Consider the following 22787-nt stretch of genomic DNA (forward strand, 5'->3'; position numbering starts at 1 on the left):
TCCTTACATTTTTACAAGCAGTAACCACCGTCAACAGTGATGTGCGCGCCGCGCATTGCTGTTGACCCTTCACCAGTTAAAAAGTCTAAGCTTGCTAGGGCCTGTTGACCTTTGCTGTTTGATTTTTGTTCTTCTGAGTGTGTTTTGGTCGCGACGCTCGACTTGCCGCCTAGTAATCTAGGCAAAAGTTGAGCAACAATGAACAAAGCGCACTCAGATGAACCCAAAGGGCAGCGCTTGATTAGCATTTCTTCTGTGTTGCCCCACAAGGATGTGGGGTAAGGTGACTTTGCAGGAGCACAAAGTCTTTATCGCCAGACTTACATAGAATGACTATGCTACGCTGGCTCTGCCTTGTATAAATACCAATCAAACTGCTGCAAAAACAAACTTGAAAGATCAACAGGCCCTAGTATTTCTGTGGCTTGTAACATGCGCCCTAATGGAATCGACGACAACCCTACATTTAGCTCGGCTATTTGTTGCTCGCTCATTCCCGCTTCGTTTTGGATTTCAGTATGGGTCAAACTGGTTAAACGCCATTTGGTGTTGGGTTCAATCATTTCAGCAGAACTGGTATTCTACGCGGCATACTGAGTAAGTGAGAGTGAAGAGATGATCAACGATAAAGATATCATTGAAACCTTGGACGAGCTGGAAGCTTTTTTGTTGCTAATTGATAACGGTGGCTTAGGTTTACAAAACGTGGCTGGTGTGGCGCTGGCAACGAACAACAGCGATGGTAGACCATTTATTGCGATTTTGGATGATAAACACCAATTGTTGTTGGGTCGTTGGGTATCTCAAGACGTGTTCGAAAACGGCAAAGACATGGTTCGTTACGGACCAAAGAAAGCACATTAATATCTTTTGAGTAGCCGCATCACTGGATTTGGGATTGGAGTGCAGGATAAACCTGCTTCCAATCCGTTTTGTCGGTGGTTATACGAAGCTGCGTCAGTGCTTAAGCGTCGTTTTCAATATAGACGGAATCGCTTGCCATAAGCTCTATGGCGACGATTTCAGAGCGGTTCATGGTGAGTTTATACCTTTCTAACTGTATTCCTTGAGAAGATTTAAACCGCATTACCAAGTTGATTTGATAGCGACGTTCAACTGACTTTTTCGAGACCTTTTTCCCTTCAAGGCTATAAAGCTTTCCTGCGCCTTTTTTTAGATAGCGTACAAACGAACTCATGTTAAAGGTGATACGTTGCTGTACTTCTTCGTAACCGGGTAAAAACTCATCAATATGTACTTGGTTTTTACAGCAAAAATGCAGTAGATGCGCAGCTTGTTTATTTTGCTGTCGACGTTTTTTTAGCAGCTTATCAACGTCTTCTGGTAGGTCTTTTTTGCGAATATGTTCCAGCCATATCGTTTGTGTACAAACGATGGCGTCCGTTACTGAATTTTTAAACTTGTTGCGCCACTTTGGCCGGCCGCGTTGAATATGACGCCATGCCCACTGGGTTAAGTCTTCTTTGAACGTTTCTCTAAGGCCATAAATTACGCCAAGCAAAGCAATAAGGGCGACGGTGACTTCTTGAAAGTTAGAGCGGGCGTTGAGCACAATAAACATCACAAAGGCCATGATAATACCAGTAACCACTCCGCGAACTAAACGCTTTAGGTTGGTACTTAAGTCGATGGTTTGTTTGTTAAAAACAACACCATATTCAATGAGTCTTTCAAGCAACTTCATTTTATTGGTAATGCGGTTTGGGTCATCCAACGTGACTTGCGAGTTGTAGCTCTGCTCCTCGCGGTATTGGCTCTCTCGTTGACAGAAACTAACAATACAGCTTCGCTCATGACTAAAGTCGCTTGACTTAGGCCCGCTAGCGATGAGTTTTAAAAACGCTTGCTCAGTATGCCAACTGAGGTAGTTATCTGCGTTTTGATAGTAAGGCTTAAGCTTATTGTCTGGTGGCGTGTAACGCCTGAGTTTTTTCAATAGGCGTTCGGTTTCTTCCACTAATAATTGTGCGGCTGGATAAAACTCATCAGCCTCTTTTAGCTTCAATGTCTGTTTTACATCGGCATCTAGCGCAATGCGGATCTGGTAGCAAAATAGGTTTAGATTAACGCGGTAATCGGTTTTTTGACCTTTGCTTTGGCTGATAAAGCGGCTACGTACCAAGGGGAGATGAAGCTGCTCCGAGTAATATGCACTGTGACTTTTTATATTGGCATTAAAGTAGTCTACTTCGTTCAATGTGTTGGTATTAATCCCCATATCGGTTGGGATTGAAAAATACAGGTCGAGTTGGTTTGTCTCTTTGGGAAGGAGTTGATAGTTGATTTTAAAAGATAAGCTTTCGTCTTGACTTAGTTTGGCTCTGCTCACTCGGGTATGGTGCCTCCTGATATTGTGCGCTTAAATATTACCATAAAATATTAGATAAAATGAGTGTAATTAAATTGTAATTACCTGTTCTTTTGTTTATTTTGTGTAATCTTATATTTAAAAGGAAAGTTAAATGAAATTATCATATCATCTAGTTGGTCTCTTGGCTTTTGGTGTGGGTTTTAATTGTGTCGCTGCTGCGCATGAACTCCCATCAATGGGAGAGATTGGACAGTTTAATGTAGATGAAAGAATGCGAACTCTATTTACAAATCCATCAAACGTTAAGCCGCTTCAGAAAGTATCATTTGCGATTAAAGAGAGTGTGGCGCAAATAACACCAGCATGTCCAACATTACATACTGGAAACCTATATACGTTAACAAATTCTCAGGCTGGGAATATAAATTGCTACCATTTTGAAATTACGGAACGAAGTAAGACCACTGCTATTTTAGTGGATCAAGTTGGTGCTACTAATGTAGATCTTTCTATTCTACGCCATAACAATGACGATACATATACGTTACTGGGTTCTTCGAAAAATCCCGGAAATCAGGATGAATCAGTTGTTATATTGACGGAACCTGGGCATTATTACTGGTATATCGAAGTTGTGGAGTCAGATGGTACACCATTTAACTTCGGTGCTGCAGTTGCAACTGAGCTTGATGCAAATGAATTCAATGATACAGTCGCTTCATCAACGATTTTACCTGATAGACAAAATAATATTGTCGGGAACATGGATAGTATTACGGACATAGATTATTTTCAGTTTACAGCTGTTCGAGGACAAGATCTTTCTTTGAAGCTTGAAAGTACAAACATTAATGAATATATTTTCGAGATTTACAATAATGGGTGGATGCCAATAAATAAAGGTAAATATATCCCAGTTACAGGTCTGCAGGAAAATCAACCAATCAACATCAGGGTTAGGGCTAACACAGCTATTTCGGCTAACCCGAGTAACACCTACAGTTTGCAAGTTGCTTCTATCATCACCTCATTTAGCAATCACGTTGTTTCTGGGGAAAATGGTGTAATTCGCATCCCTTATTCCGCATTTAGTAACCCATACCTCACAACTCAAGCTTATCACAAACTGAATTGGTCATTAGTGCTACAAGATTCTACAGGAGCACCGGTTCAGGGAGCTACGGCTACATTGAAGTTTGTAAAGGATTGGTACAACCCAGTTGACAGTATGGTAGGTTATCAGCAAACCTCTAATTCGGATGGTATAATTTCCGGGCTAGTTGATCTGAATCTCTGCGATGAAAACGAAGCGCGAGTTAGGCATGTCGACTATAGTATGGGCTATAAAAATACTTGGGAGTCGCAATTTGAACGAGGTGCATGGCGAATCGAGATACCTACCAATGTTGACTTAAATGATGATGAAGAAGTGGATTTGATAGGTGTTGGCGGTGATAACTTTCCATGGGTACATTTCGCACATATATGTTACCAAAGGTTAGTTTCCAGTACGCCTTCATAGACCAAAGGTATATTAGAGGCTTTAACGGATATTAGAGCCTCTTGATTAAAGATTAAGAATACCTAACCGTTGCATTTTGTCCCAGCTGCTCAGCAATATTTTGAATAAACCCATGCCCAGTCAATTGTCTTCCTAGTGCTAGAGTCGTTTGTTGTGTTTCTCTAGGACCATCCATCAGTGCTTTGAAGTCGATTATATCTGCGAAATTTTCGCTAGTAACATCATACTTTCCCCAGAGTTTACTGGTGCCGCCATTATCGTCTCGTTCCATCTGCGTATATTGTAAGAAGTTGGCTTTTACTTCATTTGCAAGGTTGACTAGTGCCTTATTGCTATTGAGCTTTCCTTCTAAATAAGTAATATCTTCAGCCGAGATATTACCTGTCACCTTCAATTCGCCCTGTTCGTTGACTGAAAACCCCCACTCATTTTCAGTCAGTTCAGGTCGTTCAGTGGCAATATCCGAGAGTGTTTTGTCATATTCTTTAGACATGCTGTCCGCCGATTTAAACATGCTGCCACCCAGATAAAGCTCGGCGATTGCTTCACCAGTCATAACGCTTGCACTTTTTATCGTTTGCTCGACCTCTTTTGATACACCTATCGTTATTGGTCGCTCATAAACTGGTGGGGTCACATGCTTAGCTGTTTGAGAAAATGTATCATTTTTCAGTGCGTCTCCGGATCTCTCGACTTTAGTCTGAGCAACTGTATCTGAGCTTACAGTTGATAGACTGTTTACCAACGTTTCTCTTGGTTGATTTATAATCTTCATATATTTCCTTATCTACGTATAGGTAACGATCTTTTATCGACAACTTAGAATTATAGTTTAATGTTATTTTTATGTAATCTGACTATGGTGCCTTTTTGGATTAGAGATGGATTTTTTCGCCTTCATTTAAAATATACAGTGGCGTTTGGGCTTTTAGTACTTGTTGCATATGCAGTAAGCGGAACAGCGCTGAATGTGAGGTTTTATCTCCCATTTTCCAACTAGCATTGCCATAGCCCCAAGGCATCATAACCTTGCAGCCCAGATCTTTTGCGGCAGTCAGTGCATCTTCTGGTGTGGTGTGTACTTTACGATACCAATCAGGATGTTCTTCGCTGTAGTATGAAGCAATTGGAAGTAGGCACACATCAATATCACCGTATTTTTCTTGAATGTCTTTAAAGTGCGGTGAATATCCAGTATCTCCAGCAAAAAATAGAGTCTTGCCTTGGTGTTCTAATATCCAGCCTCCCCATAGTGCAGCGCCATGATCTTCGTATAAAAACGGCACCCAAATACGGCTGCTAAAGTGATTTGCAGGCACAAAGTGTGCGGTTACTTCACCAAGTTGTTTGCTTGAATACCACTCCATTTCAGAAACCTTGTATCCATCTTCAGGAAAGTGCTCAGCAAATCCTAGTGGAGTAAGATAATTAGGCCCAGTACCAATCGCTTCGATATCGTTCTTGTTAAAATGATCGTAATGAATATGGGAGTACATTACGGCATTGGTTTGTTGTAACTCTGTTTGACTGAGCTGTGCAGGTTGCTTGCGATTAAACCCTTCTGAGAGGCGAAATGCCCAGTTTACAGGCCAGTCAAATTGAGCCGTGACGGGGTCAAACAAAAACTGTTGCCCATCTTTGGTGTTGACTTTAAAACTCGCATGTCCGAGCCATTGGATAGCAAAGCCGGTATTGAGCGAGAGAGTGGGGTTGTTGCCAACGTAAGTGCAATCTTGCATTTCGGACTGACATTGAATTTGTTGGGTGACTGGATAGCAGTTTTCTTCGCAGGTCACGGGATAATCTTTAAACTTATTGTAGATGTTGGAATATCTATCTTCATACCCTTCTACAGAGCTATGTTTTACCACGGAAGACTCTGATTTTATTCGCTCTACAACATTACTATTACTGCAGCCTGTTAATGTGATTATGACTGCCAAAGTAAGTCTTTTCATGCCCATTCCTTTTTATAATTATTAGTTATTTTTTGGAGTTTACCAATAAAAGGGAATGGGGTGTAGCGGTGAATTAATCCTTAGGTGAGCGTTGGATTAGTGTATAACCCAACTCTCATTGTAGGTTAGAGATTAAGAATTACGTTCCTGCGCCTCAAACTTATACCCCGCTCCGTAAATGGAGTGGATAAAATCGTATTTAGGTGCGATGCTTTGCAACTTTTTACGAATATTTTTAATATGGCTATCTATGGTTCTGTCGCTAACAATGTGGCTGTCATCGTAGATGTGATCCATCAATAAGTCGCGGCTATAAATTCGGCACGGGTGTCCGTACATTGCCTTTAAGAGCATAAACTCGACATAAGTGAACGTCGCTCTCGCGTCGAGGAAGGAGACAAACAAGCTCTCTTCGTCTAGTTTAAGTTTGCTCTCTGTTTCTGACACTGTGCCGCGCTCGTTTAGCGCCACGCGTCTTAAAATCGCCTTCACTCTTGCGACGACTTCTTTTGGACTATAGGGTTTGCACACGTAATCATCAGCACCCACTTCAAGACCAAGAAGACGATCGATTTCTTCTACTTTGGCAGTGATCATGACAATTGGCACGTTTGAATAAGCTCTGATCCGCTTGCAAATTTCGATACCGTCAAGATTAGGCAGCATGAGGTCGAGTAAGATAAGGGCAGGTTGCTGTTGTTTAAAAGCCTCTTCAGCCAAAGCGCCATCGTGAACACAATGGCTGGTATACTCGGCTTGAGCCAAATACTTACTTAAAATATCGGCAAGTTTTGGTTCATCTTCGACGATTAAAATATGTTTGTTTGGCACGGGAGAAACTCATTATCTTTTCAGTTCAATAATAATAGCGAGACCACCCAGTTCGCTCAAGTCCGCAGTGATTTTTCCGTTGTGGGCAGCAACAATACTTTGGCAAATGGCTAAACCAAGGCCAGAGCCACCCGTTTTTCTACTCCGCGCTTCCTCTACTCGATAGAGCCTATCAAAGAGTTTGTTTAGCTGTTCTTGTGGTACAGAAGGTGCGCTGTCCTGCCAGTAAATTATCGTTTTATCTTGTCGTTGTATGACTTTTACATCGAGATTTCCCGGCTGTTCAACTGAGGAGTCTGTGTAACGCAAGGTGTTTTGTAGTAAGTTGTCGAATAGCTGCCCAAGGCGCTGCTCGTCACATTCTAAGGTAATATGCTCATCGCATTGCAAGGAATAAGCAAGATGGTGCTTTTCAATTTGGTGACTACTTTTTGCAAATGTGCGTGAGAGCAGGTCGTAAAGATTTTCTTTATCCATGTTGTAAGTAAGTGCACCGCGGTCTGACAGCGATAGTTGATGTAAATCGTCCACCAGCCGAGTCAATCGTTGGATCTCTTCGTTAAGCGACATCAGTTGTTCGGGATTGCTTGCGATAATGCCATCAATCATGCCCTCAAGTTCCGCGCGGATCACAGCAATCGGCGTGCGTAGCTCGTGTGAAATATCCGCTATCCATTGCTGCCTAGCTATTTGGTTCTGCGCTAATGTGTCTGCCAAACGGTTCATATCTCTGGCAAGCAAACCGAGTTCGTCTTTACTCGCGATATCGACGCGAGCATCGTAATTTCCTTGTGTCAGTGTTTTTGCATTGCGGCGCAACAAAACGATTGGGTTGACCATATATTTACTAAAAGGCACGGCAATCACTAAAGTAACCAACAGGGCGACGAGCGCAATGATGATGAACTGTTTACGTTGTTGCTCTGCAAACAGTTGGTCGAAGTCATTGCGTACCAAGCCACTTTGCTCGACACCTAAGTAGGCGATAATCTGTTCGCGTTTAGGCTGCGCCAAGTGGTCGCTTTGATAGACTGGGAACCACAGCGAAGTCTGCTTACTTTTCGGTGTGCCCATAATAATATTGCCTTGTGTGTCTTTGATCAGCAGGCGTTTTTTATTGTCCAAACGCGGTGGAGGGCCATCACGTCTTCGTGGCCTTCCTTCGCCTCTTTCACGATGTCTTGGTGGTGGACGAGAATGTAGCCTATCTCGTGGGCGCTCATCCTCAGAAAGACCATAGAAGCTACGTACTATGTTATCCCAATCCTCTGAGCCCCGATACACCCAGTCCAATGAACCATGGCGTGCGTAAGTCTCGGCAACTTGCGTTACCACCTCTTTGAGTTGCGCCCGAGAGGTATTTTCAAGATAGGCCGTAAAGCTTTTTTCAAACGCTAATTTATTGGCGGCATAGATAGCCAGCACCAATGTGGTGTTGGCTATCAAAATTATCAGCAATAGTTTGACGCGAATGGTCATTTTCATGGTTGTTGTTATTCCACCGGTTAACGTTGTGCACGCAAGCGTAAATTATCAGGGTCTGGTGTGCGACGGTTTGGCATCCACTTTCTTACGCACCGTTGGTCTTTTGCACACTTGTCTGTCAAGGCATGTAAAAACGCAACGAGATCCTGCTTTTGTTGTGGCGCTAAATTGGCGGCAACAAAGGGAGATTGGCGCAGTAACGTTAACGCCGCTTCACTATTTTCTCTCGCTTGTAGGTTTAGTGTGTCACACTGAGCGGTTAAGGAAAACTGCTTTAATCCACAAGCACCACCACGTTGAAAAAATTGCTCGACGGTTTGCTCAGGGTTTGAGTAATGATTGACCACTTGTTCTAACGACTCGTAGGCTCCTGCGTGACCATATGGCGCAGTCAGGGCAACATTGATTAAGCTCGGGACTCTAAACGCAAATTGATTGCGAGGCGAGGGGTCAATTGCAGCGCGTCCGATATCGGCCTGATTATCTTGTGTGCCAATACCATACTGTGGAAAGGCGAGGTTAAAGAAACCATCGTTAGTGAAACGTTCACCACTGTGGCACCCAACACATCCTGCACCGCCTTCAGCTATAGGAGTAAAAAAGAGTTTAGCACCACGTTTTTGTTGAACACTAAGTGCGCCACGGTCACCACGGGCATAGCGATGCCAATCGGTATCCACCATCACAAATGACGCTTGATACTGGCCGAGCGCAAAGGCAATACTATCAAAGGTAATTAAGGTTTGCGCGTCAGCTTGCGAGTTGAATGCTTCTCTAAAGGCCTGAAGCCAATCATTGGTGGCCAAGCCTCCGGCTTCATCACCGTAATCGCCAATGCGCTGGGCTAAATGTGAGCGGACTTGTTCATTGGTTTCGGCACTTTCGAATGCCTCTCCACGCATTTCTTCACGAGAGGTGACAGGAAAGCGAGACAGGGTTGCAACTAGTGAATCTGCCGCGTTTACATCTGGTTGGTTAAAACCTGAATCAGGCGTACTGATAAAACTGCTTTCATTGCCTTGGTCGTCAGTGATCGTCACACGTTGAACACGGCCGTCCCAAAATAAAGCGTTGTTGGCAAATCCGGTATTAAAAATGGTGGGAGAGTTACGTGGAATATTGATGTCATCGTCGACTGCTTGGCGACCAGGGCCTATCACATCACTTTCTACTGCGTTTGTACCTATTGGCAACGAAAGGCCATCGGCACCACCGAGCCTTGGATCGTGACAGCTCGCACAGGCGACTGATTTTTCTCCCCCAAGGGCTTTGCTAAAAAATAACTGCATGCCGAGCTGAGCAATGGGATCTGAGATCCTCGGCAGTTGTTGCGCACCTGCAACTCTGCCAGTAATACCGCGAGCACGCATAATTTGTGAGAGTTCATCATCCAGCGCCGAGTTTGGTTGTGGCTGGCCTGGAGGCGGAGGTGGTAGAGGCTTATGTTGTGCTGCTATTGGTAAACTTGCCACCGCGGTAACAAGTGCCATTGCACGTAGAAAGTTCGCGTTGTTCATCGTTATTCCAAACCTTATTGTGATTCGAGTTTTTAAATTGGCAGGCAAAAGTGCAGAGAATGTGAAAATGGAAGTTTTTGTTTTGGATGAAGGGTTATCGAACGTAAAATATTTAGAATTGATGTGTATTTTAGTTGTTTTAATTTTAGTTCAAACATTGTGTTAGCATAAGCCACGAACGCTTTATGATGATTAATTTGCTCGTGGCGTAAAGATCTTATTCAATCAGAAAAGAATACACTTTATTATCTGTTTACATAGTTTCCGCGATATAGCCACATTGAATCCATGTTTTCATTGTGATTAACAAGACCAACACCTGTAACAACAGAGTTATTACCTGATGCTGGTGGGAAATATGAAACTTCAATACCGCCACTTCCAGGGTCATAGCAAGTTTTTGATTGGTTCGTTGATTTAACTCCCGTACCGTAGAATATCTCAGAGCCTAGATTTCCTTGACTATCAAATTTTCGGTAACTCACCCGCAGCGCTGCAATATCATCTGAACCATTGATGCGCCACTCCATACCTGTAATTGCGATATTGTCGGATGTATTTACGTACTGACATTCAAGCTCGTGACTTGGTTTGCTGCCGTAGTTTTTGCTGTAAATCGGACTAAATTCACCATTGCCTAATATTTGACGATACCACAAGGTGACGGTAGTTACCGTTGTGTTTCCAGCTCGAGCACCAATACCAACTAAAACGTGATCAGGAATTAACATTGGGATTGGGTTTTGCTCAGGAACCATAGTTGCACGTTCACCATACTTATATACATCGACATCAGTAATATAGTAACCCGAGTTATTTGCTTGTACTAACGGTGAGAGTATTAAAGCCGCGACCGGCAAGATATGTTTATTTTTCATAGTATAAGTCCTTTAATTAAAATATGAACAAAGAAGTTTGGTATCATTTCACACTTGTTTACATATGTAAATGAAATGAATATAATTTGTTTGGTTTGGGCTTGTTCATATTTCCTAATTAAAGCTAAAGAAGTCCCACCACGTATTTTATTGAGTCATTCGCTTAACCGATATTTAGCTCGTGTAAGTGGGATTTGTATGCGACGTATTGAGCTTGGGAAGGCTGATAGAAACATAGGCTCAACAGCGCTAATATCAAATGCGTATGCTGGCGCATTGTCATATTCGCCGAATAAGGCGGTAACCTGAGAAAAAGACGTAGGTACAAGCTTGTATGGCGCTAGCGATTGCGGTATATCAAGTTGATATTGATATGCTTTCACGAGTTGTAATGCGTGATCAAAGTGGCAAATATTCCAGCTTTGATTTTCATTGTTTAGCTGCAAAGCCCACACCCCATTTTTATCGGTAGCAACAGAGTATGGGTTTTCACAAGGCGCAGGTAGTGACTGTGTGTTACTGCGCTGCCAAATACCCTGATGATTCAGACAGAGATTCTCTTTGCTATTAAGCGTCACGACTCGTGTGCTGAGCCTTGCTTTACAAGCATCTTCCACTGGTAACCAATAAGCGGGTTTGGTGGTGGATAATACCATAAATCCGGCAGGTCTTTCTGGGTCGTGCGAGGTCCATCCAATAAAATAGTGGTTGTCTACGCGCCACTGATCATAGCTTAACCGACCTCGTTGGTATTGACTAACTAAAGGCAAAGCGCCTTGTCGGTCAGCAAACTGGCAATGGATGGTGTCACTCTTCAGTTTACAGGCTGACTGAACCTTATCGAAATTGAGAGGTATTGCAGCATCTGGATAGTTTGGCGTTAGAGGTTCTACATATTGTCGCACTGGGCGCAGGTTTGCATTTTTATCCTGTGAAAAATAGCAATCAGGTTTTGAAACTGAAGGGATGACGGCAATCGTTTTTGCTACAACAGCTAATTCACATCCCAGCACACTGAAGCTCAGAGCACAATGAACAGCAAAAAAGCAAAGAGGCATACGCATAGATAAGGCTCCATTTTCCATAAATTAGAAGATAGACTGGCGCTGTTAGCAATTGCAAGAGGAGCATGAATTTTGTGATAGGTGCGGCTAAAGCTATGTAACTATAGGTTGAAACAGCAAAGCAAACAGCTATCTTTAATTGAGGTATGGAATTTAGGTTGTACTGCCATGTCCAAGAGTAGACGTCAATTTCTTGAAGCTTCACTAGCGGCATGTTTGAGTGCTTCATTTCCGGTTAGCCAAGTACTTGCACTAAATTTACTCTCAGAAGATGAACGAGAACAAGAAAGGGCTAAGCGCAGTGCTGCCCTCCATATTTTAAGATTAGCTTCCCCATACCCTGCGGATCAAAGTGACTTTATCCCGCACATGCATCAAGTGTTTAAGAAGAATGTTGAGTCTATGACTCGCGGTAAAATCTATGTTGATGTTCACCATAGTGGCGCGCTTGGAAGTGGCCGCGAGTTAATGGCGGCAGTGACTCGTGGACATGTGGAGGCCGCACTTATCTCTGTGTCAAATCTGTCTCGGGCGTTACCTGTGCTAGATATCCTTAATATCCCATTTTGGGCGAGCTCAAATCGCGCGTTTCTCAATCTAATTTGTTCGCCACAATGGCAGTCACTTGTTATTAAGCCTATTAGTGAACAAGGAAAACTGAATATCTTAATGCATCATCTCGTTGGGGGTCGCACATTAACAAGCACAAAACAGTTCAACCGCTTAATTAACTTGCCTGAAAAACTCAAAGGAGTGGTGCTAAGAGTACCTGCTTCTAGGGTTTTGAGTCATTTTTACAGTATGACGTCGGCAAATGTTATTGATGTGCCTTGGGCGCAAGTGGCCAAAATGGCAAGAACAAAACATATAGAGGTTATTGACCCTAGCGTTATTGGTTTGTTCGCAGGTCCTGATCTGCTTAAAAACGAGATAGGGCAGGTAGCTTTACTCGAAAGTGTCCCCGATGCTTGGGTGACCGTCGCAAATCAGCATTGGTTAGATAGTTTGCCACTGCGCTTAAAAGGGGAAATCGAGGACGCGAGTAAGCAAACATTTCATACTCATATTGCGCAGATTGAGCAACTGCAAAAACGCTGTGAGCGCGAGCTCATGGCCTTGGGCGCAAAGCTGCACCCTTTAAGTGTGGACGAAAAGCGCGAATGGCAATTAAAGTTTGGTCATCACAATGCACAGTGGAACAAGGTAAAGCGAGAGCTACTTGGCAGTACTCGCGCATTTCAACAGCTGGTAAATGCGACAGAAAAAGAGTTTACTCAATAACCCTGGTTGAGAGCAACAACTGACCTTCTCGCTATTGTTACTCCCAACTCAAACGAATTATTGGTACTTTGTTATCGACTCTCTTTAACCAGTGGAATGCCGTTGGTGCCAACCGGAATATAAACCGTTGTATGGTTAGGAGATTCTGCCATTTTTAGCTGCGCATTTATCGCTTCATGTTGTAAGTAGTTTGCAGTAAGTGTGGCGTTGATGATCTTTTGCGCTTCAGCGATACCTTTTGCTTCTTCAATCCGAATTTCCGCATCTTTTTTCGCAATGGCCTTTTGAGTTTCTTTTTCTGCTAGCAGCTGTTGCGCAGCGAGTTTCTTTTCTACAGCATTGGCTACGATATCTGGATAATTAATGTTACCGATCACCACTTGCTTGATATCAAATGGCGCTAACTGTAGGTAGCCTTTTAAACGTTTTGTGACGATTTCAGCAATTTGTTCGCGTTTGCTTTTTAATGCGCCGCTGTCGTATTGTTGGACTTCGTCGCGAACATAGGTTCTGAAAGTTTCGCGAACAAAACGCTGATACCAGTTCTCTGCACCATAATTTTCGACGACATCTTTTACTGTACCTGGTTTAATTGCAATGACGGCATGAAAATCAAAACTGATATTCAAGTCATCCTTGGCTAAGATCTCAAAGCGCTCGGTATACGTGTTTGGACGCATATCGATATTGACGACTTGATTTCTAAGCGGGGAAAAACCATAGTTGCTCGGACCGATTAAGCTACCTTGGTAACCACCAGAACCAAAAAATCTAGGTTGCTCAAAAACATAGCCTTCATGTCCTGCGGGTGTGCTGGGGTTAGTGCAAGATGTGATGGAAAAAAGTAACACAATGCCAATCACGATAATAGATATAATTGAGCTTCCAATGCTAGATTTTGATTTCATCATAGATGATTCCTTTATAGGTACTTTGTTCGCTATGATAGGTGACAATACTAAAGCGAACAACAATTACCTTAGTTCAACGATATCAACCGGAGCGCAGTAGTGAAAATATCCGTGGTAGAAAATCCTGAGCAACAATTTGTCGATTTTTTAAGTAGTAAAATTAGCGAGTTTAACTGGGCTAATTGGGAGGTCACAGAGCGTCTTCCATTGGCGGTTGAAGTAAAGGGTGAGTCTGGAGAGGTTGTTGCAGGTGCAGCCGCGCGTACTTTTGGCAACTGGTTGTTGCTTGATACTTTGTGGGTTTCTGAGACACTAAGGGGTCAAAATATCGGCTCACAGATACTAGAAAGCCTAGAAGCGGCAGCCAAACAAAGAGGGTGCGTGAAATGCTTACTCGATACCTTAAATTTTCAGGCAATGCCATTTTATGAAAAGCATGGCTATGAGACCCAATGGATCCAAGAACATTACCCTAAAGATGGCTGTAAGTATTTTATGGTAAAGGTGTTATAACAAGTTTAGTGGGTAAGAGTACTTACCCACAATGGCGCATTAATACGGATTTGGACAAGTTCGAACCTGAAAGTGTGTAAACCAAGGACAGCCTTGATCGAACTTGCTTTCTGGGTATAAAGGTGGATTGCCAGCACCTGCAATATTTGGGGTTTGCGCCATTGGTAAGTCTTGTAAATCTTTTGAAAGGGACTTAATCGCCTTTTTGTTTAATTTAAGTTTCATACTTGTTTCCTTGTGTTAACTTCATTGTTTATCTTATCGAGAAAAGTGGAGAGTGCAAGGGGGATGGGTATTTTATTTATAGGAAGCATATATTGATGAAAAATGTAGAAAACACTGAGCAGTTGGCTGCGGTAAATCAAAAAGTAGTAAGAGAAGGTGAGTGCTTACCATCGGTACAATTAAAAGATGGTAGTAGAGTGCAAACGGGTACAGTAGCAACTATGTTGCATAACATTGACCTTTACAATGCTGGTGAGCGAGGACAAGTAGAGGACGAGCTAAAGCTTGCAATCCCAACGCTGTGTAAAATAGGTCTATTTGAGCTGTTTACTGTGGAAGAATGGTTGAGTGGAGATAATCCTGGCCGTCGATACGTGGGTGAATGTGCCAAGGCATTTCTAAGTAATAACGTTAGCTAAACTTCAGAGACCTCATAGTGCTCTTAAATCGATACAGTTTTTAATTCAATTGCGATTATAAGACGCTCAGCTATTGAGCGCACGCATGGGATTACCTACAATACAGCATGCTTAAATAATTGAAGAAAAACGATGACAGATTCAATCGAAAAACCAGCACTACCAGATAGACTTTCTATCAATCCTCGCAGCCCACATTATGCTAAAGAAATACTAGAGCACCACATTGGCATTCGTTTTAATGGAAAAGAACGTACCGATGTTGAAGAGTATTGCATTAGTGAAGGCTGGATCAAAGTCGCTGCGCCAAAAGCGCTAGATCGCCGAGGTCAGCCTTTGCTAATTAAATCAAAAGGAACGGTTGAAGCTTACTATTGCTAAGCGCCGTGACGATGCACCAATCTGCTCAGGGGTAAATTGGTGCGCTTTGTTTAAGCTACTGTAATATTCCCATCTCGATTGCTAATAGCACCGCACGGGTTCTATCCCTCACACCCAGTTTAGAAAGTAAATTGGAGACGTGATTTTTGATTGTGCCTTCTGACTTGTGTAAGGCTTCGGCTATTTCCTTGTTGGAATAACCATTTGCAACCAGTCTCAATACCTCTATTTCTCGTACGCTAAGCGTCTCTGTGGCTTTGAACTCAGAAAAATCATTGTCGAGTTTTGGTGCATACTTTAATAGGGTTTCTGTAATTGCCGGTTGAAAGTAGGTTTCACCATTGAGGATGGTTTTCATTGCATTCACCAACGAATCCAGAGCGATATCTTTGAGTACAAAGCCTTTGGCTCCATTACTTAAGCTGTCCAGAACGAGTTTGGGGTCATCAAAGGTTGTTAACACTATTACTGGGATCGTTATACCGCGACTATTTAGCTGCTTCAAGGTAGCGATACCGTTCATAACCGGCATGGATAGATCCAGTAGAATAATATCAGGTGCAACCTCTGATAGCCCATCAAGTAACGTCTGACCATTGTCGTACTGGGCAATCACTTCAACTTCTTCGTTGAATTGTAATAAAGTGACAATGCCTTCTCTTACGAGTTTCTGGTCGTCAACCACGACTACTTTCATCAATATCGTCCTTACTGTGGAGTTAACGGGAGTTCAATTTTATAGTGTAGGGCACGATTGTGCTCATAGAGATGCAAGTAGCCACCACACTCAGATACGCGTTCAAACATCCCCGTTAAACCATTCCCTTTGTGCCATTGTTCACTGATATAGCCATCATCATGCATATTGACGAAAAGCTTTTCTTCATCTTGCGTCATTACAATCCAAAACTGCTTCGCATGACTGTGTCTTAGGCTGTTGGTTATTGCTTCTTGAACACAGCGCAGCAGCACTTGTGCTATATGGCTATCGTCAACAGCAATATGTTGTGGAATGGTTGCATGCACTTTTAGCTCAGGAGTATGTTGGAGTAGTAAGGTAAGCGATTGATGAAAATCAATATCTCTGTGCTGTCTGAGCATATCCACGGCATCTCGTACATCATTGAGTAGTAATTTAGCTACGCTTTGACATTCTAGGATTTGCTGCTGGGCTGGTGCGTCGGCAGTCATTCTTTGCGCTATTTGCAACTTAATACTGAGTGCCGTGAGGTGATGACCTAACAGATCGTGTAAGTCCCGCGCGATGCGGGTGCGCTCAGAGTGCTTCGACAGCTCAGAAAGCAAGTGTTGTGTGGATTGCAACTGAGCATGTTGATTTTGTAGCTCAACCCTAGCTTGCTGTTCTCGTTGATGGGTGGTGGCTAATAGCAAGGCGAATAAGTGAAACAAGCCATATAGTAATCCCTCAATCCAAAGTAGATGCTGTTGCTTTACACTCTGCATTGTAAACCAGGCCAATACGATGATGAGGGTGAAGCAAGCTGATACGCGAATGGGGAGCAAATAAGCGACAACGGCAACCCAGATAATGGTAAGAATGGATAGGTATCCAAATTGCAGGATCCAGCCACAGGCAAAGGCTGAAAATAGCATGAGGACTAGGGCAAGCCATCGTAATTTGTGTTGACATTGCTCGCAGGTGCCAATGAGATAGCCAAGCGCATAGAAACAGAAGAAGCTGCTAAAGAGAGATATTTCGGGCGCTTCAGGCTGTTGACTCGTTATGTATACCGAGATAGCGAAAAGGGCTGCCCATGTGATCAGCGCTAGTAAATCTCTCATATCTCGATTTGCGATTAATATGCTGAATGCCAACGCTTATGTCCTCTTGCCGTTTTCTTCACTAAGTATGACAAAGTAACAAGGTTGTGCCTATAGGCCAAAAGTCATGGTTTTACATCATGACGTCTGGGACAGGCACTCCAAATGTAGTGACGTTAAGCTAAAGACCAAAATCGTAAAAGAGAAATTGTTATGCTTATTGTTCATCAGTTTGCTTTGTATTTGCACATAATTATTGGTGCTATTGCGCTAATTGTATTTTGGGTTCCAGTCGTGACCGTAAAAGGCAGCCCACAGCATAGACTATGGGGAAAAATATTTACTTGGTGTATGTGGCTAGTTTCCGTCAGTGGCATTGTCATGTGCCTAATTGTGATCTACGACCCATTGGCGATCCGTTACCCCTCTCAACACATTGATCAGGCGCTAGGGCAACAGCTGGTATTGAAGCAACGTCAATTAAGTGAATTTTTACTGATGCTGTCAGTATTGGTGTTGGCAAATATTCGTCATTCAAGCTTGGTTTTAGCGGCTAAACAGCACCGTGAGCGATTAAAAAGCGGGTCTCATTTATTGCTAATTGGGCTCTTAGCGGCAACAGGTGGGCGAGTGCTGTACACTGCGCTTACATTTGTCAGTACGCTCTATCTAATATTTTCACTTATTGTGCTCTCTACTGTCGCTACTATGTTGTTCTACATATTTAAACCAACACTCAAACCACGAGAGTGGGTGCTGGAGCATATGAGTACCATTTTAGGCGCTGGGATTGCGGTATATACGGCATTTTTTGCGGTGGGTGGACGTCATTGGTTAGCGCAGCTAATGCCTGGGGCTTGGCAGCTAGTGCCATGGTTGTTACCCGCTGTGGTTGGTACCTTGGGCATCCTGTTTTATAAAAAACAGCTTAATCACTGTCAAGCAAGGGGGAGCAAATAATGTTTCAGATGAATAAAGTACTTTGTTTAATGATGATACTAGTGGTAACTCCAAAAGTGTTTGCGATGCCGAATATTACCGATGCATTGGAGCATGCCAAAATACTATTTGAGCAACAGGCGATAGTGGATGCTGAGCAAGCTTTTCTGGCGCTGCAAGAAACGCATCCAAATGAGTCGTTCTATTATCTTGGCAGAGTTAAGTTAGCGTCGAATCAATTTGATGAAGCAGAAGAGTACCTTGAAAAAGCACTGCGTCTCGAGCCTAACAGTGCGGATGAGTATTATTGGTACGCCAAGGTAAATGCAGAGCAGATAAAGCATGCCTCTATATTTTCAAAACTGAGTTATGCCAGCAACACAGAAGATGCGTTTTTAGCGGCAATAGACAAAGACGCAACGCATATCAAAGCGCTGCAAGGGTTGTTCTATTTCTACCTTTCAGCACCAAGCATTGCAGGTGGCTCTGAGGCCAAGGCGGTGCGACAGATAAGGGCGATAGAAGCCTTATCTTCCCATGCCGCAATGAAGCTATGGATCGACTTTTATTTGCTGACTGGCAATGATGAAGCGTTGATAACCTATACTAACACCTTGCTCGAACGCAAAACTATTGATGAAGCAGTGTTGTTTAAAGCTGGAATAGCGCTGCAGAGTATCAAACATTACGATGGTGCATTTGCGTTTTTTAGAACTTTAATAGTAATTAAGGAAGCAAAGCATTACGCTGCGGGGCTTTACCAAATTGGTCGGACGGCGGTGTTTTCAGAGGTTAATGTAGACGAGGGGATCGCAGCATTACAAACGTATTTAACACTTGAGATCAGTACAGATGGTCCAGATAAAAACTGGGCACGGTTACGTTTAAGCCAGCTCTATATGCTCCAAGGAAATACCCTAGGTGCTAAAAAGTTAATCGGCAAATTAAAGTCAACGCGAATCAGCGACAAAGACCTAATCAAAGCGATTAGACAGCTGCGAATCTGAGTATTTAGCTCATTTGTTTTATTAGGATGGCAAACGTCGAGCAAGCTCGACGTTTTAGCGATTACTGAGCTGAAGTTAACCAGCTCAGAAATTGACGTGCTTCGCCGCCATTGGCGAATTGTGTGATTTTACGGCCTGTGCCGTCAGCAAAGATCACTTTAGATTTGTTCACCGAAATTGAGCGAATTGGTTGCTCAACACGGATCTCTGTTCCGTTATATGTATATGACATAATAAAACTCACTTTTATAATGCACAGCAAATTAGCTGATGCTTTTGATAGTAGATGAGCTTCATTACAGTTTAGCGAACAGAAGACACTGTCCTCGCAACAACCCGATACGGGTATGACAGCTTATACCAATTTTCTTGATTGGCTTGATTTTCGCCTGACTATATTAAGCTCTACTTGTATTTTTTATGCGGACTTACTGGATCAAGGCAAGGAGGCATTACTTGAGGTTTGCTTTATTTTGAGAGGAAGTTAAAGCAAGGGAGGGATAATATAGAATTGCATTTTTTAAAGCAAGCTTTTTATGTCGGCAGAGCGATAAATACTCTCAACACTTAGCCAAATTAAAGCACCTAAGTTTGCCCCGAGGCGTTAAGCCCCGAGGTTATAGTTACTCTATTAGCACAGTGTTTGTTCGACTGACTGCTTGCCGTTAAATAGCTCAAACGTTAGATTCTGAGGATGTTGAGTGGCAAGGTAAACTAGCGCGTCTGCGACATTCTCTCGACTTATTACGGCGTCTTCTCTATTTGTAGGGCGTGAAGTGGAGAACCCCCCGGTTGCAGGTTCATTTTGTAACGCACCTGGCCGAACGATAGTGTAGTTTACGACACTTCTTTGTAGATGTTGGTCGGCCATGTGTTTGGCTACCAAGTATGGTTTGATTTCACTTTCAATGTTATCAGGATCGTCGGCGCCAATAGAGCTGACCATAATAAAATGCTTAACGTTTGCTTTCACAGCATAGTCAATGGCTTTAATGGCGGCCCACAAATCAATAAGTAGGGTTTTATCCGCTTCAGTCTCTCCACCAGAACCTGCACTAAATATTACCTGCTCGACGTTGTCAAAGGCTGAATTAAAATCGCCTTCAAGGTCTTGCTCAATGATAGTGAGTTGTTCAGACTCAATATCTGCTAGCTTACTTTTATTGCGCACTAACGCCACGACGTCATGGCCTTGTTCCAGCATTTTCTTTGTCGTCATTTTTCCAATTTGACCACTGGCACCAATGATTAAGGTCTTCATAGATAAACTCCTTTAAAGTGTTTGCTTAACTAATACCTTGGGGTCATGGTGCAGATTTAAACCCCTATGGTGGAAATAGGTTACAAATAGGTTATTAATAGGCGAGTAATTGCTTGGATAATCTAAAGTCGTGGTGGTCAGGGAAAAGTTGACCACCATAGAGAGGGGAGAGTGACCTGTTACTTTGTTACTTTGCGAGCTCTAAAGTTACGGCCTTTCATTTTTCCTTCTGAGATTGTTTTAAGCGCCACGTTGGCAATACTACGCTCAACCGCAACATACGATGACATAGCTGTGACTTTTATCTTACCGATTTGCTCACCTTTTAACGCTTGATTTGAGGTCAGTGCACCTAAGATATCACCCGGTCTTAATTTCGCTTTTTTACCGCCGTCGATTTGAATGGTTACCATCGGCGCTCGGTTAATTTTGTTATTTAACACTTGGTCGCTTGGCAGGGTATTGGGCTCAATTGTCTTACCTAAATAGTCTTCGAGGGCATTTACTTTATGCGATTCTTTATAACTCATTAAAGAGCATGCCACGCCTTTATTGCCTGCACGTCCGGTTCTGCCAACGCGGTGAACATGCACTTCTGGGTCATGGGCGATATGGTAGTTGATCACCATATCTACATGGTCGACGTCGATACCCCGGGCTGCGACATCCGTTGCCAATAAAATGGTCACGCTCTTATTCGCAAAACGAACCAATGTGCGGTCACGGTCTTTTTGCTCTAAGTCACCGTGAAGTGCTGCTGCATCAAAACCTAGGCTATATAGGCTGTCGCATACGTTCTGGCATTCTACCTTGGTATTGCAGAAGATAACCGCTGAGTTTGGTTGAAATTGCATTAACAGCTTTTGTACCGCAGGCAATCGCGCATCGTTGTTGTCGACTTCGTAAAAGTATTGTTCAATTGAGCTATCATCATGCGTTGCTTCAACCGTGACTTTGGCTGCATCTTTCATGATGTGCTGCGCGAGCTGCTCTATTTTTGGCGGGTAAGTTGCACTAAATAACAGGTTTTGGCGTGCTGTAGGGCAGTGATCTATGATGCACTGCAGCGACTCTTCAAAACCCATCTCTAACATGCGATCCGCTTCATCCAGTACAAAGGTATTCACTTCATCTAGTGACAAACGGCCTTTGCGGAGGTGCTCTTCAATACGCCCTGGCGTACCCACAATGATGTGCGCACCGTGTTCAAGAGAGCCAATTTGTGGACCCATAGGTGCACCACCGCACAGCGCTAACACTTTGATGTTATGAACTGCACGGGCAAGCTTGCGAATTTCAGCCGCAACCTGATCGGCAAGCTCTCGAGTTGGGCATACCACAAGCGCCTGCACGCGAAAGCGTTTCACGTTTAAATTATGTAATAGTCCTAAAGAGAAAGCGGCGGTTTTACCTGAGCCCGTTTTACCTTGGCCAATGACATCTTTACCCGCCAAGATAAGCGGTAAGGTTTGTGCTTGAATGTCAGTCATGGTGTGATACCCCAATGACGCGAGGTTATCGAGTAAGGCGCTGGAAAGTGAGGTACTTGAAAAAAGTGGCTGAGTCAAAGTCGCTGTCTCTGTAGTTCTAAAACAGCAATTATAACATGGCTCGAACGGATAGCGCGTGTAAGGCCGTGATAAAATTTTTACCACGGCCAAGTGCGTTAAAAAATAATCTTAAACATTTCCCATGAACAGGGATAAGTGGCATTACAGCCTATGACGGTAGGATGCACATTGGCTCCCGCGCTACCATTACCTGCGGCTTGGATATAGTGACCATTGATTGACTTAAGCGCCACTTTATCGCCATTTTGGATCAAAGCACCGGGGTTATTCGGCAGCTCAATCGTGAAGGTTTCCCAAATAGAAGCCACCGTTCGATTGGCATTTAACTCAGCGCCACCACCTTGCTCTGCAACAAAGTAATAGCCAGTGGCTGTTTGAATATGGACGGTGTCGCCATCAAACAGGTTACCGCCGTTGACATCGATAAGATTAAACCGCTCCCAAGGGCCAATCGCAATACGATTGGCGTTTACTGTATTACCGCCATTGTTTTCTGCAACGAAGTAATATTGTCCGCCGGTTTCAAACGACACATTAGTAAAAATCGTCGGGCCACATGGGGCTGTAGTGAAGGTTAAGTCTTCCCCTTGAATGGTGGTGCGAGGTGGCTTTGGATCTCCTCGAAAACGAAAATGATATTCGCTGCCGCAATCTAGGTTCGCTATTTGTGCGCTAACCGGGCCATTCACACCACCCGGTGTTGCGAGTACGCTGTAGCCGTAGTTAGTAGTTGGGCCATAATCAAACGTTTCTCCACTTAAACCAATAGTAGAGGCGGAATAGCCGTTTAATTGAGCGGAGGTTTCTGTGATATTGCTCGCAGCTTGGGTCACATATTGCGTACCAGCGTGCGCTAAAAATGTACTACCAAACAATGTGAACAGTATCAATTTCAAGATATTCATTGTCT

26 protein-coding genes are annotated in these 22787 nt (G+C 43.3%); 8 read left to right on the forward strand and 18 right to left on the reverse strand.

The features are described 5' to 3' along the window. Nucleotides 1–11 precede the first annotated feature (11 nt). Nucleotides 12–248: a hypothetical protein gene (locus tag QSH61_RS05180; protein WP_248298757.1), complete on the reverse strand. Its 237-nt coding sequence runs from the start codon at nucleotides 246–248 to the stop codon at nucleotides 12–14. A gap of 90 nt (nucleotides 249–338) precedes the next feature. After that, complete coding sequence (locus tag QSH61_RS05185; RefSeq protein WP_227387340.1) at nucleotides 339–563, reverse strand: hypothetical protein; 225 nt, start codon at nucleotides 561–563, stop codon at nucleotides 339–341. A gap of 52 nt (nucleotides 564–615) precedes the next feature. Here QSH61_RS05185 and QSH61_RS05190 point away from each other — a divergent pair, with 52 nt between their 5' ends. After that, nucleotides 616–864 carry a hypothetical protein gene (locus QSH61_RS05190; RefSeq protein WP_130126743.1) on the forward strand — a complete coding sequence of 83 codons (249 nt, stop codon included), beginning with the start codon at nucleotides 616–618 and terminating at the stop codon, nucleotides 862–864. Nucleotides 865–964: 100 nt separating this feature from the next. Here QSH61_RS05190 and QSH61_RS05195 read toward each other — a convergent pair whose 3' ends face one another. Next, complete coding sequence (locus QSH61_RS05195; RefSeq protein WP_102056308.1) at nucleotides 965–2350, reverse strand: hypothetical protein; 1386 nt, start codon at nucleotides 2348–2350, stop codon at nucleotides 965–967. A 133-nt stretch (nucleotides 2351–2483) separates the two neighbouring features. On the opposite strand from QSH61_RS05195, the gene QSH61_RS05200 reads away from it, so the two are divergent. Further along, the gene (locus QSH61_RS05200) at nucleotides 2484–3854 is read left to right on the forward strand and encodes a hypothetical protein (RefSeq protein WP_206473647.1); all 1371 of its coding nucleotides are present in this window, start codon (nucleotides 2484–2486) and stop codon (nucleotides 3852–3854) included. A gap of 52 nt (nucleotides 3855–3906) precedes the next feature. On the opposite strand, the gene QSH61_RS05205 is transcribed toward QSH61_RS05200, so the two are convergent. The 7 genes from QSH61_RS05205 to QSH61_RS05235 all read right to left on the reverse strand — a co-directional run bounded on the left by QSH61_RS05205 (nucleotide 3907) and on the right by QSH61_RS05235 (nucleotide 11587). Continuing rightward, on the reverse strand, nucleotides 3907–4629 hold the full coding sequence (locus tag QSH61_RS05205) for a hypothetical protein (protein WP_102056310.1): 723 nt from the start codon (nucleotides 4627–4629) through the stop codon (nucleotides 3907–3909). Nucleotides 4630–4729: 100 nt separating this feature from the next. Next, nucleotides 4730–5812 (reverse strand): MBL fold metallo-hydrolase, encoded by a 1083-nt coding sequence (locus tag QSH61_RS05210; protein WP_206473649.1) that lies wholly within the window; start codon nucleotides 5810–5812, stop codon nucleotides 4730–4732. 132 nt (nucleotides 5813–5944) lie between these two features. Next, on the reverse strand, nucleotides 5945–6643 hold the full coding sequence (locus QSH61_RS05215; RefSeq protein ID WP_206473651.1) for a response regulator: 699 nt from the start codon (nucleotides 6641–6643) through the stop codon (nucleotides 5945–5947). Nucleotides 6644–6655: 12 nt separating this feature from the next. Continuing rightward, the gene (locus QSH61_RS05220; RefSeq protein ID WP_010607266.1) at nucleotides 6656–8128 is read right to left on the reverse strand and encodes an ATP-binding protein; all 1473 of its coding nucleotides are present in this window, start codon (nucleotides 8126–8128) and stop codon (nucleotides 6656–6658) included. A 20-nt stretch (nucleotides 8129–8148) separates the two neighbouring features. Beyond that, nucleotides 8149–9645: a cytochrome-c peroxidase gene (locus tag QSH61_RS05225; protein ID WP_206473652.1), complete on the reverse strand. Its 1497-nt coding sequence runs from the start codon at nucleotides 9643–9645 to the stop codon at nucleotides 8149–8151. Nucleotides 9646–9890: 245 nt separating this feature from the next. Then, a complete protein-coding gene (locus tag QSH61_RS05230; protein ID WP_206473653.1) occupies nucleotides 9891–10523 on the reverse strand; it encodes a hypothetical protein in 633 nt (210 codons plus the stop codon). A gap of 155 nt (nucleotides 10524–10678) precedes the next feature. Beyond that, nucleotides 10679–11587 (reverse strand): hypothetical protein, encoded by a 909-nt coding sequence (locus QSH61_RS05235; protein ID WP_010607263.1) that lies wholly within the window; start codon nucleotides 11585–11587, stop codon nucleotides 10679–10681. Between the two features lie 168 nt (nucleotides 11588–11755). Here QSH61_RS05235 and QSH61_RS05240 point away from each other — a divergent pair, with 168 nt between their 5' ends. Continuing rightward, entirely contained in the window at nucleotides 11756–12868 is a 1113-nt protein-coding gene (locus tag QSH61_RS05240) for a TRAP transporter substrate-binding protein (protein WP_029215912.1), read from the forward strand. Nucleotides 12869–12939: 71 nt separating this feature from the next. On the opposite strand, the gene QSH61_RS05245 is transcribed toward QSH61_RS05240, so the two are convergent. Continuing rightward, nucleotides 12940–13779, reverse strand: coding sequence for an SPFH domain-containing protein (locus QSH61_RS05245; RefSeq protein WP_010607261.1), 840 nt, complete (start codon nucleotides 13777–13779; stop codon nucleotides 12940–12942). A 99-nt stretch (nucleotides 13780–13878) separates the two neighbouring features. Between QSH61_RS05245 and QSH61_RS05250 the strand changes: the two genes are divergently transcribed. Then, nucleotides 13879–14292: a GNAT family N-acetyltransferase gene (locus tag QSH61_RS05250; protein ID WP_029215910.1), complete on the forward strand. Its 414-nt coding sequence runs from the start codon at nucleotides 13879–13881 to the stop codon at nucleotides 14290–14292. Nucleotides 14293–14331: 39 nt separating this feature from the next. Here QSH61_RS05250 and QSH61_RS05255 read toward each other — a convergent pair whose 3' ends face one another. Next, nucleotides 14332–14517, reverse strand: coding sequence for a hypothetical protein (locus QSH61_RS05255; protein ID WP_010607259.1), 186 nt, complete (start codon nucleotides 14515–14517; stop codon nucleotides 14332–14334). Between the two features lie 95 nt (nucleotides 14518–14612). On the opposite strand from QSH61_RS05255, the gene QSH61_RS05260 reads away from it, so the two are divergent. Together QSH61_RS05260 and QSH61_RS05265 are read left to right on the forward strand one after the other, a co-directional pair. Continuing rightward, complete coding sequence (locus QSH61_RS05260; protein ID WP_010607258.1) at nucleotides 14613–14936, forward strand: DUF7709 family protein; 324 nt, start codon at nucleotides 14613–14615, stop codon at nucleotides 14934–14936. A gap of 132 nt (nucleotides 14937–15068) precedes the next feature. Next, nucleotides 15069–15317: a DUF3297 family protein gene (locus QSH61_RS05265; RefSeq protein ID WP_102056316.1), complete on the forward strand. Its 249-nt coding sequence runs from the start codon at nucleotides 15069–15071 to the stop codon at nucleotides 15315–15317. Between the two features lie 55 nt (nucleotides 15318–15372). Here QSH61_RS05265 and QSH61_RS05270 read toward each other — a convergent pair whose 3' ends face one another. Both QSH61_RS05270 and QSH61_RS05275 read right to left on the reverse strand, forming a co-directional pair. Then, nucleotides 15373–16014 (reverse strand): response regulator, encoded by a 642-nt coding sequence (locus tag QSH61_RS05270; RefSeq protein ID WP_206473654.1) that lies wholly within the window; start codon nucleotides 16012–16014, stop codon nucleotides 15373–15375. A gap of 11 nt (nucleotides 16015–16025) precedes the next feature. Continuing rightward, a complete protein-coding gene (locus QSH61_RS05275) occupies nucleotides 16026–17120 on the reverse strand; it encodes a sensor histidine kinase (RefSeq protein ID WP_248298758.1) in 1095 nt (364 codons plus the stop codon). Nucleotides 17121–17312: 192 nt separating this feature from the next. On the opposite strand from QSH61_RS05275, the gene QSH61_RS05280 reads away from it, so the two are divergent. Both QSH61_RS05280 and QSH61_RS05285 read left to right on the forward strand, forming a co-directional pair. After that, complete coding sequence (locus QSH61_RS05280; protein WP_174170779.1) at nucleotides 17313–18059, forward strand: hypothetical protein; 747 nt, start codon at nucleotides 17313–17315, stop codon at nucleotides 18057–18059. Next, nucleotides 18059–19045 carry a tetratricopeptide repeat protein gene (locus tag QSH61_RS05285; protein WP_206473656.1) on the forward strand — a complete coding sequence of 329 codons (987 nt, stop codon included), beginning with the start codon at nucleotides 18059–18061 and terminating at the stop codon, nucleotides 19043–19045. The genes QSH61_RS05280 and QSH61_RS05285 overlap by 1 nt, the downstream gene beginning before the upstream one ends. 61 nt (nucleotides 19046–19106) lie before the next feature. Here QSH61_RS05285 and QSH61_RS05290 read toward each other — a convergent pair whose 3' ends face one another. The 4 genes from QSH61_RS05290 to QSH61_RS05305 all read right to left on the reverse strand — a co-directional run bounded on the left by QSH61_RS05290 (nucleotide 19107) and on the right by QSH61_RS05305 (nucleotide 22782). Then, nucleotides 19107–19277: a hypothetical protein gene (locus tag QSH61_RS05290; protein ID WP_099642116.1), complete on the reverse strand. Its 171-nt coding sequence runs from the start codon at nucleotides 19275–19277 to the stop codon at nucleotides 19107–19109. Nucleotides 19278–19676: 399 nt separating this feature from the next. Next, nucleotides 19677–20306, reverse strand: coding sequence for an SDR family oxidoreductase (locus tag QSH61_RS05295; protein ID WP_206473657.1), 630 nt, complete (start codon nucleotides 20304–20306; stop codon nucleotides 19677–19679). 179 nt (nucleotides 20307–20485) lie between these two features. Beyond that, nucleotides 20486–21874, reverse strand: a complete 1389-nt coding sequence (gene dbpA / locus QSH61_RS05300) for an ATP-dependent RNA helicase DbpA (protein ID WP_206473658.1) — start codon at nucleotides 21872–21874, stop codon at nucleotides 20486–20488. Nucleotides 21875–21972: 98 nt separating this feature from the next. Continuing rightward, a complete protein-coding gene (locus QSH61_RS05305; protein ID WP_206473660.1) occupies nucleotides 21973–22782 on the reverse strand; it encodes a fascin domain-containing protein in 810 nt (269 codons plus the stop codon). Nucleotides 22783–22787 lie beyond the last annotated feature (5 nt).

Source organism: Pseudoalteromonas sp. JC3 (genome assembly GCF_030291895.1).
GTDB lineage: Bacteria > Pseudomonadota > Gammaproteobacteria > Enterobacterales > Alteromonadaceae > Pseudoalteromonas.

Coding starts and splice junctions, on each gene's coding strand:
- QSH61_RS05180 (WP_248298757.1), bottom strand. CDS start 248: ATGCTAATCAAGCGCTGCCCTTTGGGTTCATCTGAGTGCGCTTTGTTC.
- QSH61_RS05185 (WP_227387340.1), bottom strand. CDS start 563: ATGATTGAACCCAACACCAAATGGCGTTTAACCAGTTTGACCCATACT.
- QSH61_RS05190 (WP_130126743.1), top strand. CDS start 616: ATGATCAACGATAAAGATATCATTGAAACCTTGGACGAGCTGGAAGCT.
- QSH61_RS05200 (WP_206473647.1), top strand. CDS start 2,484: ATGAAATTATCATATCATCTAGTTGGTCTCTTGGCTTTTGGTGTGGGT.
- QSH61_RS05205 (WP_102056310.1), bottom strand. CDS start 4,629: ATGAAGATTATAAATCAACCAAGAGAAACGTTGGTAAACAGTCTATCA.
- QSH61_RS05210 (WP_206473649.1), bottom strand. CDS start 5,812: ATGAAAAGACTTACTTTGGCAGTCATAATCACATTAACAGGCTGCAGT.
- QSH61_RS05220 (WP_010607266.1), bottom strand. CDS start 8,128: ATGAAAATGACCATTCGCGTCAAACTATTGCTGATAATTTTGATAGCC.
- QSH61_RS05225 (WP_206473652.1), bottom strand. CDS start 9,645: ATGAACAACGCGAACTTTCTACGTGCAATGGCACTTGTTACCGCGGTG.
- QSH61_RS05230 (WP_206473653.1), bottom strand. CDS start 10,523: ATGAAAAATAAACATATCTTGCCGGTCGCGGCTTTAATACTCTCACCG.
- QSH61_RS05235 (WP_010607263.1), bottom strand. CDS start 11,587: ATGCGTATGCCTCTTTGCTTTTTTGCTGTTCATTGTGCTCTGAGCTTC.
- QSH61_RS05240 (WP_029215912.1), top strand. CDS start 11,756: ATGTCCAAGAGTAGACGTCAATTTCTTGAAGCTTCACTAGCGGCATGT.
- QSH61_RS05245 (WP_010607261.1), bottom strand. CDS start 13,779: ATGATGAAATCAAAATCTAGCATTGGAAGCTCAATTATATCTATTATC.
- QSH61_RS05255 (WP_010607259.1), bottom strand. CDS start 14,517: ATGAAACTTAAATTAAACAAAAAGGCGATTAAGTCCCTTTCAAAAGAT.
- QSH61_RS05260 (WP_010607258.1), top strand. CDS start 14,613: ATGAAAAATGTAGAAAACACTGAGCAGTTGGCTGCGGTAAATCAAAAA.
- QSH61_RS05265 (WP_102056316.1), top strand. CDS start 15,069: ATGACAGATTCAATCGAAAAACCAGCACTACCAGATAGACTTTCTATC.
- QSH61_RS05270 (WP_206473654.1), bottom strand. CDS start 16,014: ATGAAAGTAGTCGTGGTTGACGACCAGAAACTCGTAAGAGAAGGCATT.
- QSH61_RS05275 (WP_248298758.1), bottom strand. CDS start 17,120: ATGAGAGATTTACTAGCGCTGATCACATGGGCAGCCCTTTTCGCTATC.
- QSH61_RS05280 (WP_174170779.1), top strand. CDS start 17,313: ATGCTTATTGTTCATCAGTTTGCTTTGTATTTGCACATAATTATTGGT.
- QSH61_RS05285 (WP_206473656.1), top strand. CDS start 18,059: ATGTTTCAGATGAATAAAGTACTTTGTTTAATGATGATACTAGTGGTA.
- QSH61_RS05290 (WP_099642116.1), bottom strand. CDS start 19,277: ATGTCATATACATATAACGGAACAGAGATCCGTGTTGAGCAACCAATT.
- QSH61_RS05295 (WP_206473657.1), bottom strand. CDS start 20,306: ATGAAGACCTTAATCATTGGTGCCAGTGGTCAAATTGGAAAAATGACG.
- QSH61_RS05305 (WP_206473660.1), bottom strand. CDS start 22,782: ATGAATATCTTGAAATTGATACTGTTCACATTGTTTGGTAGTACATTT.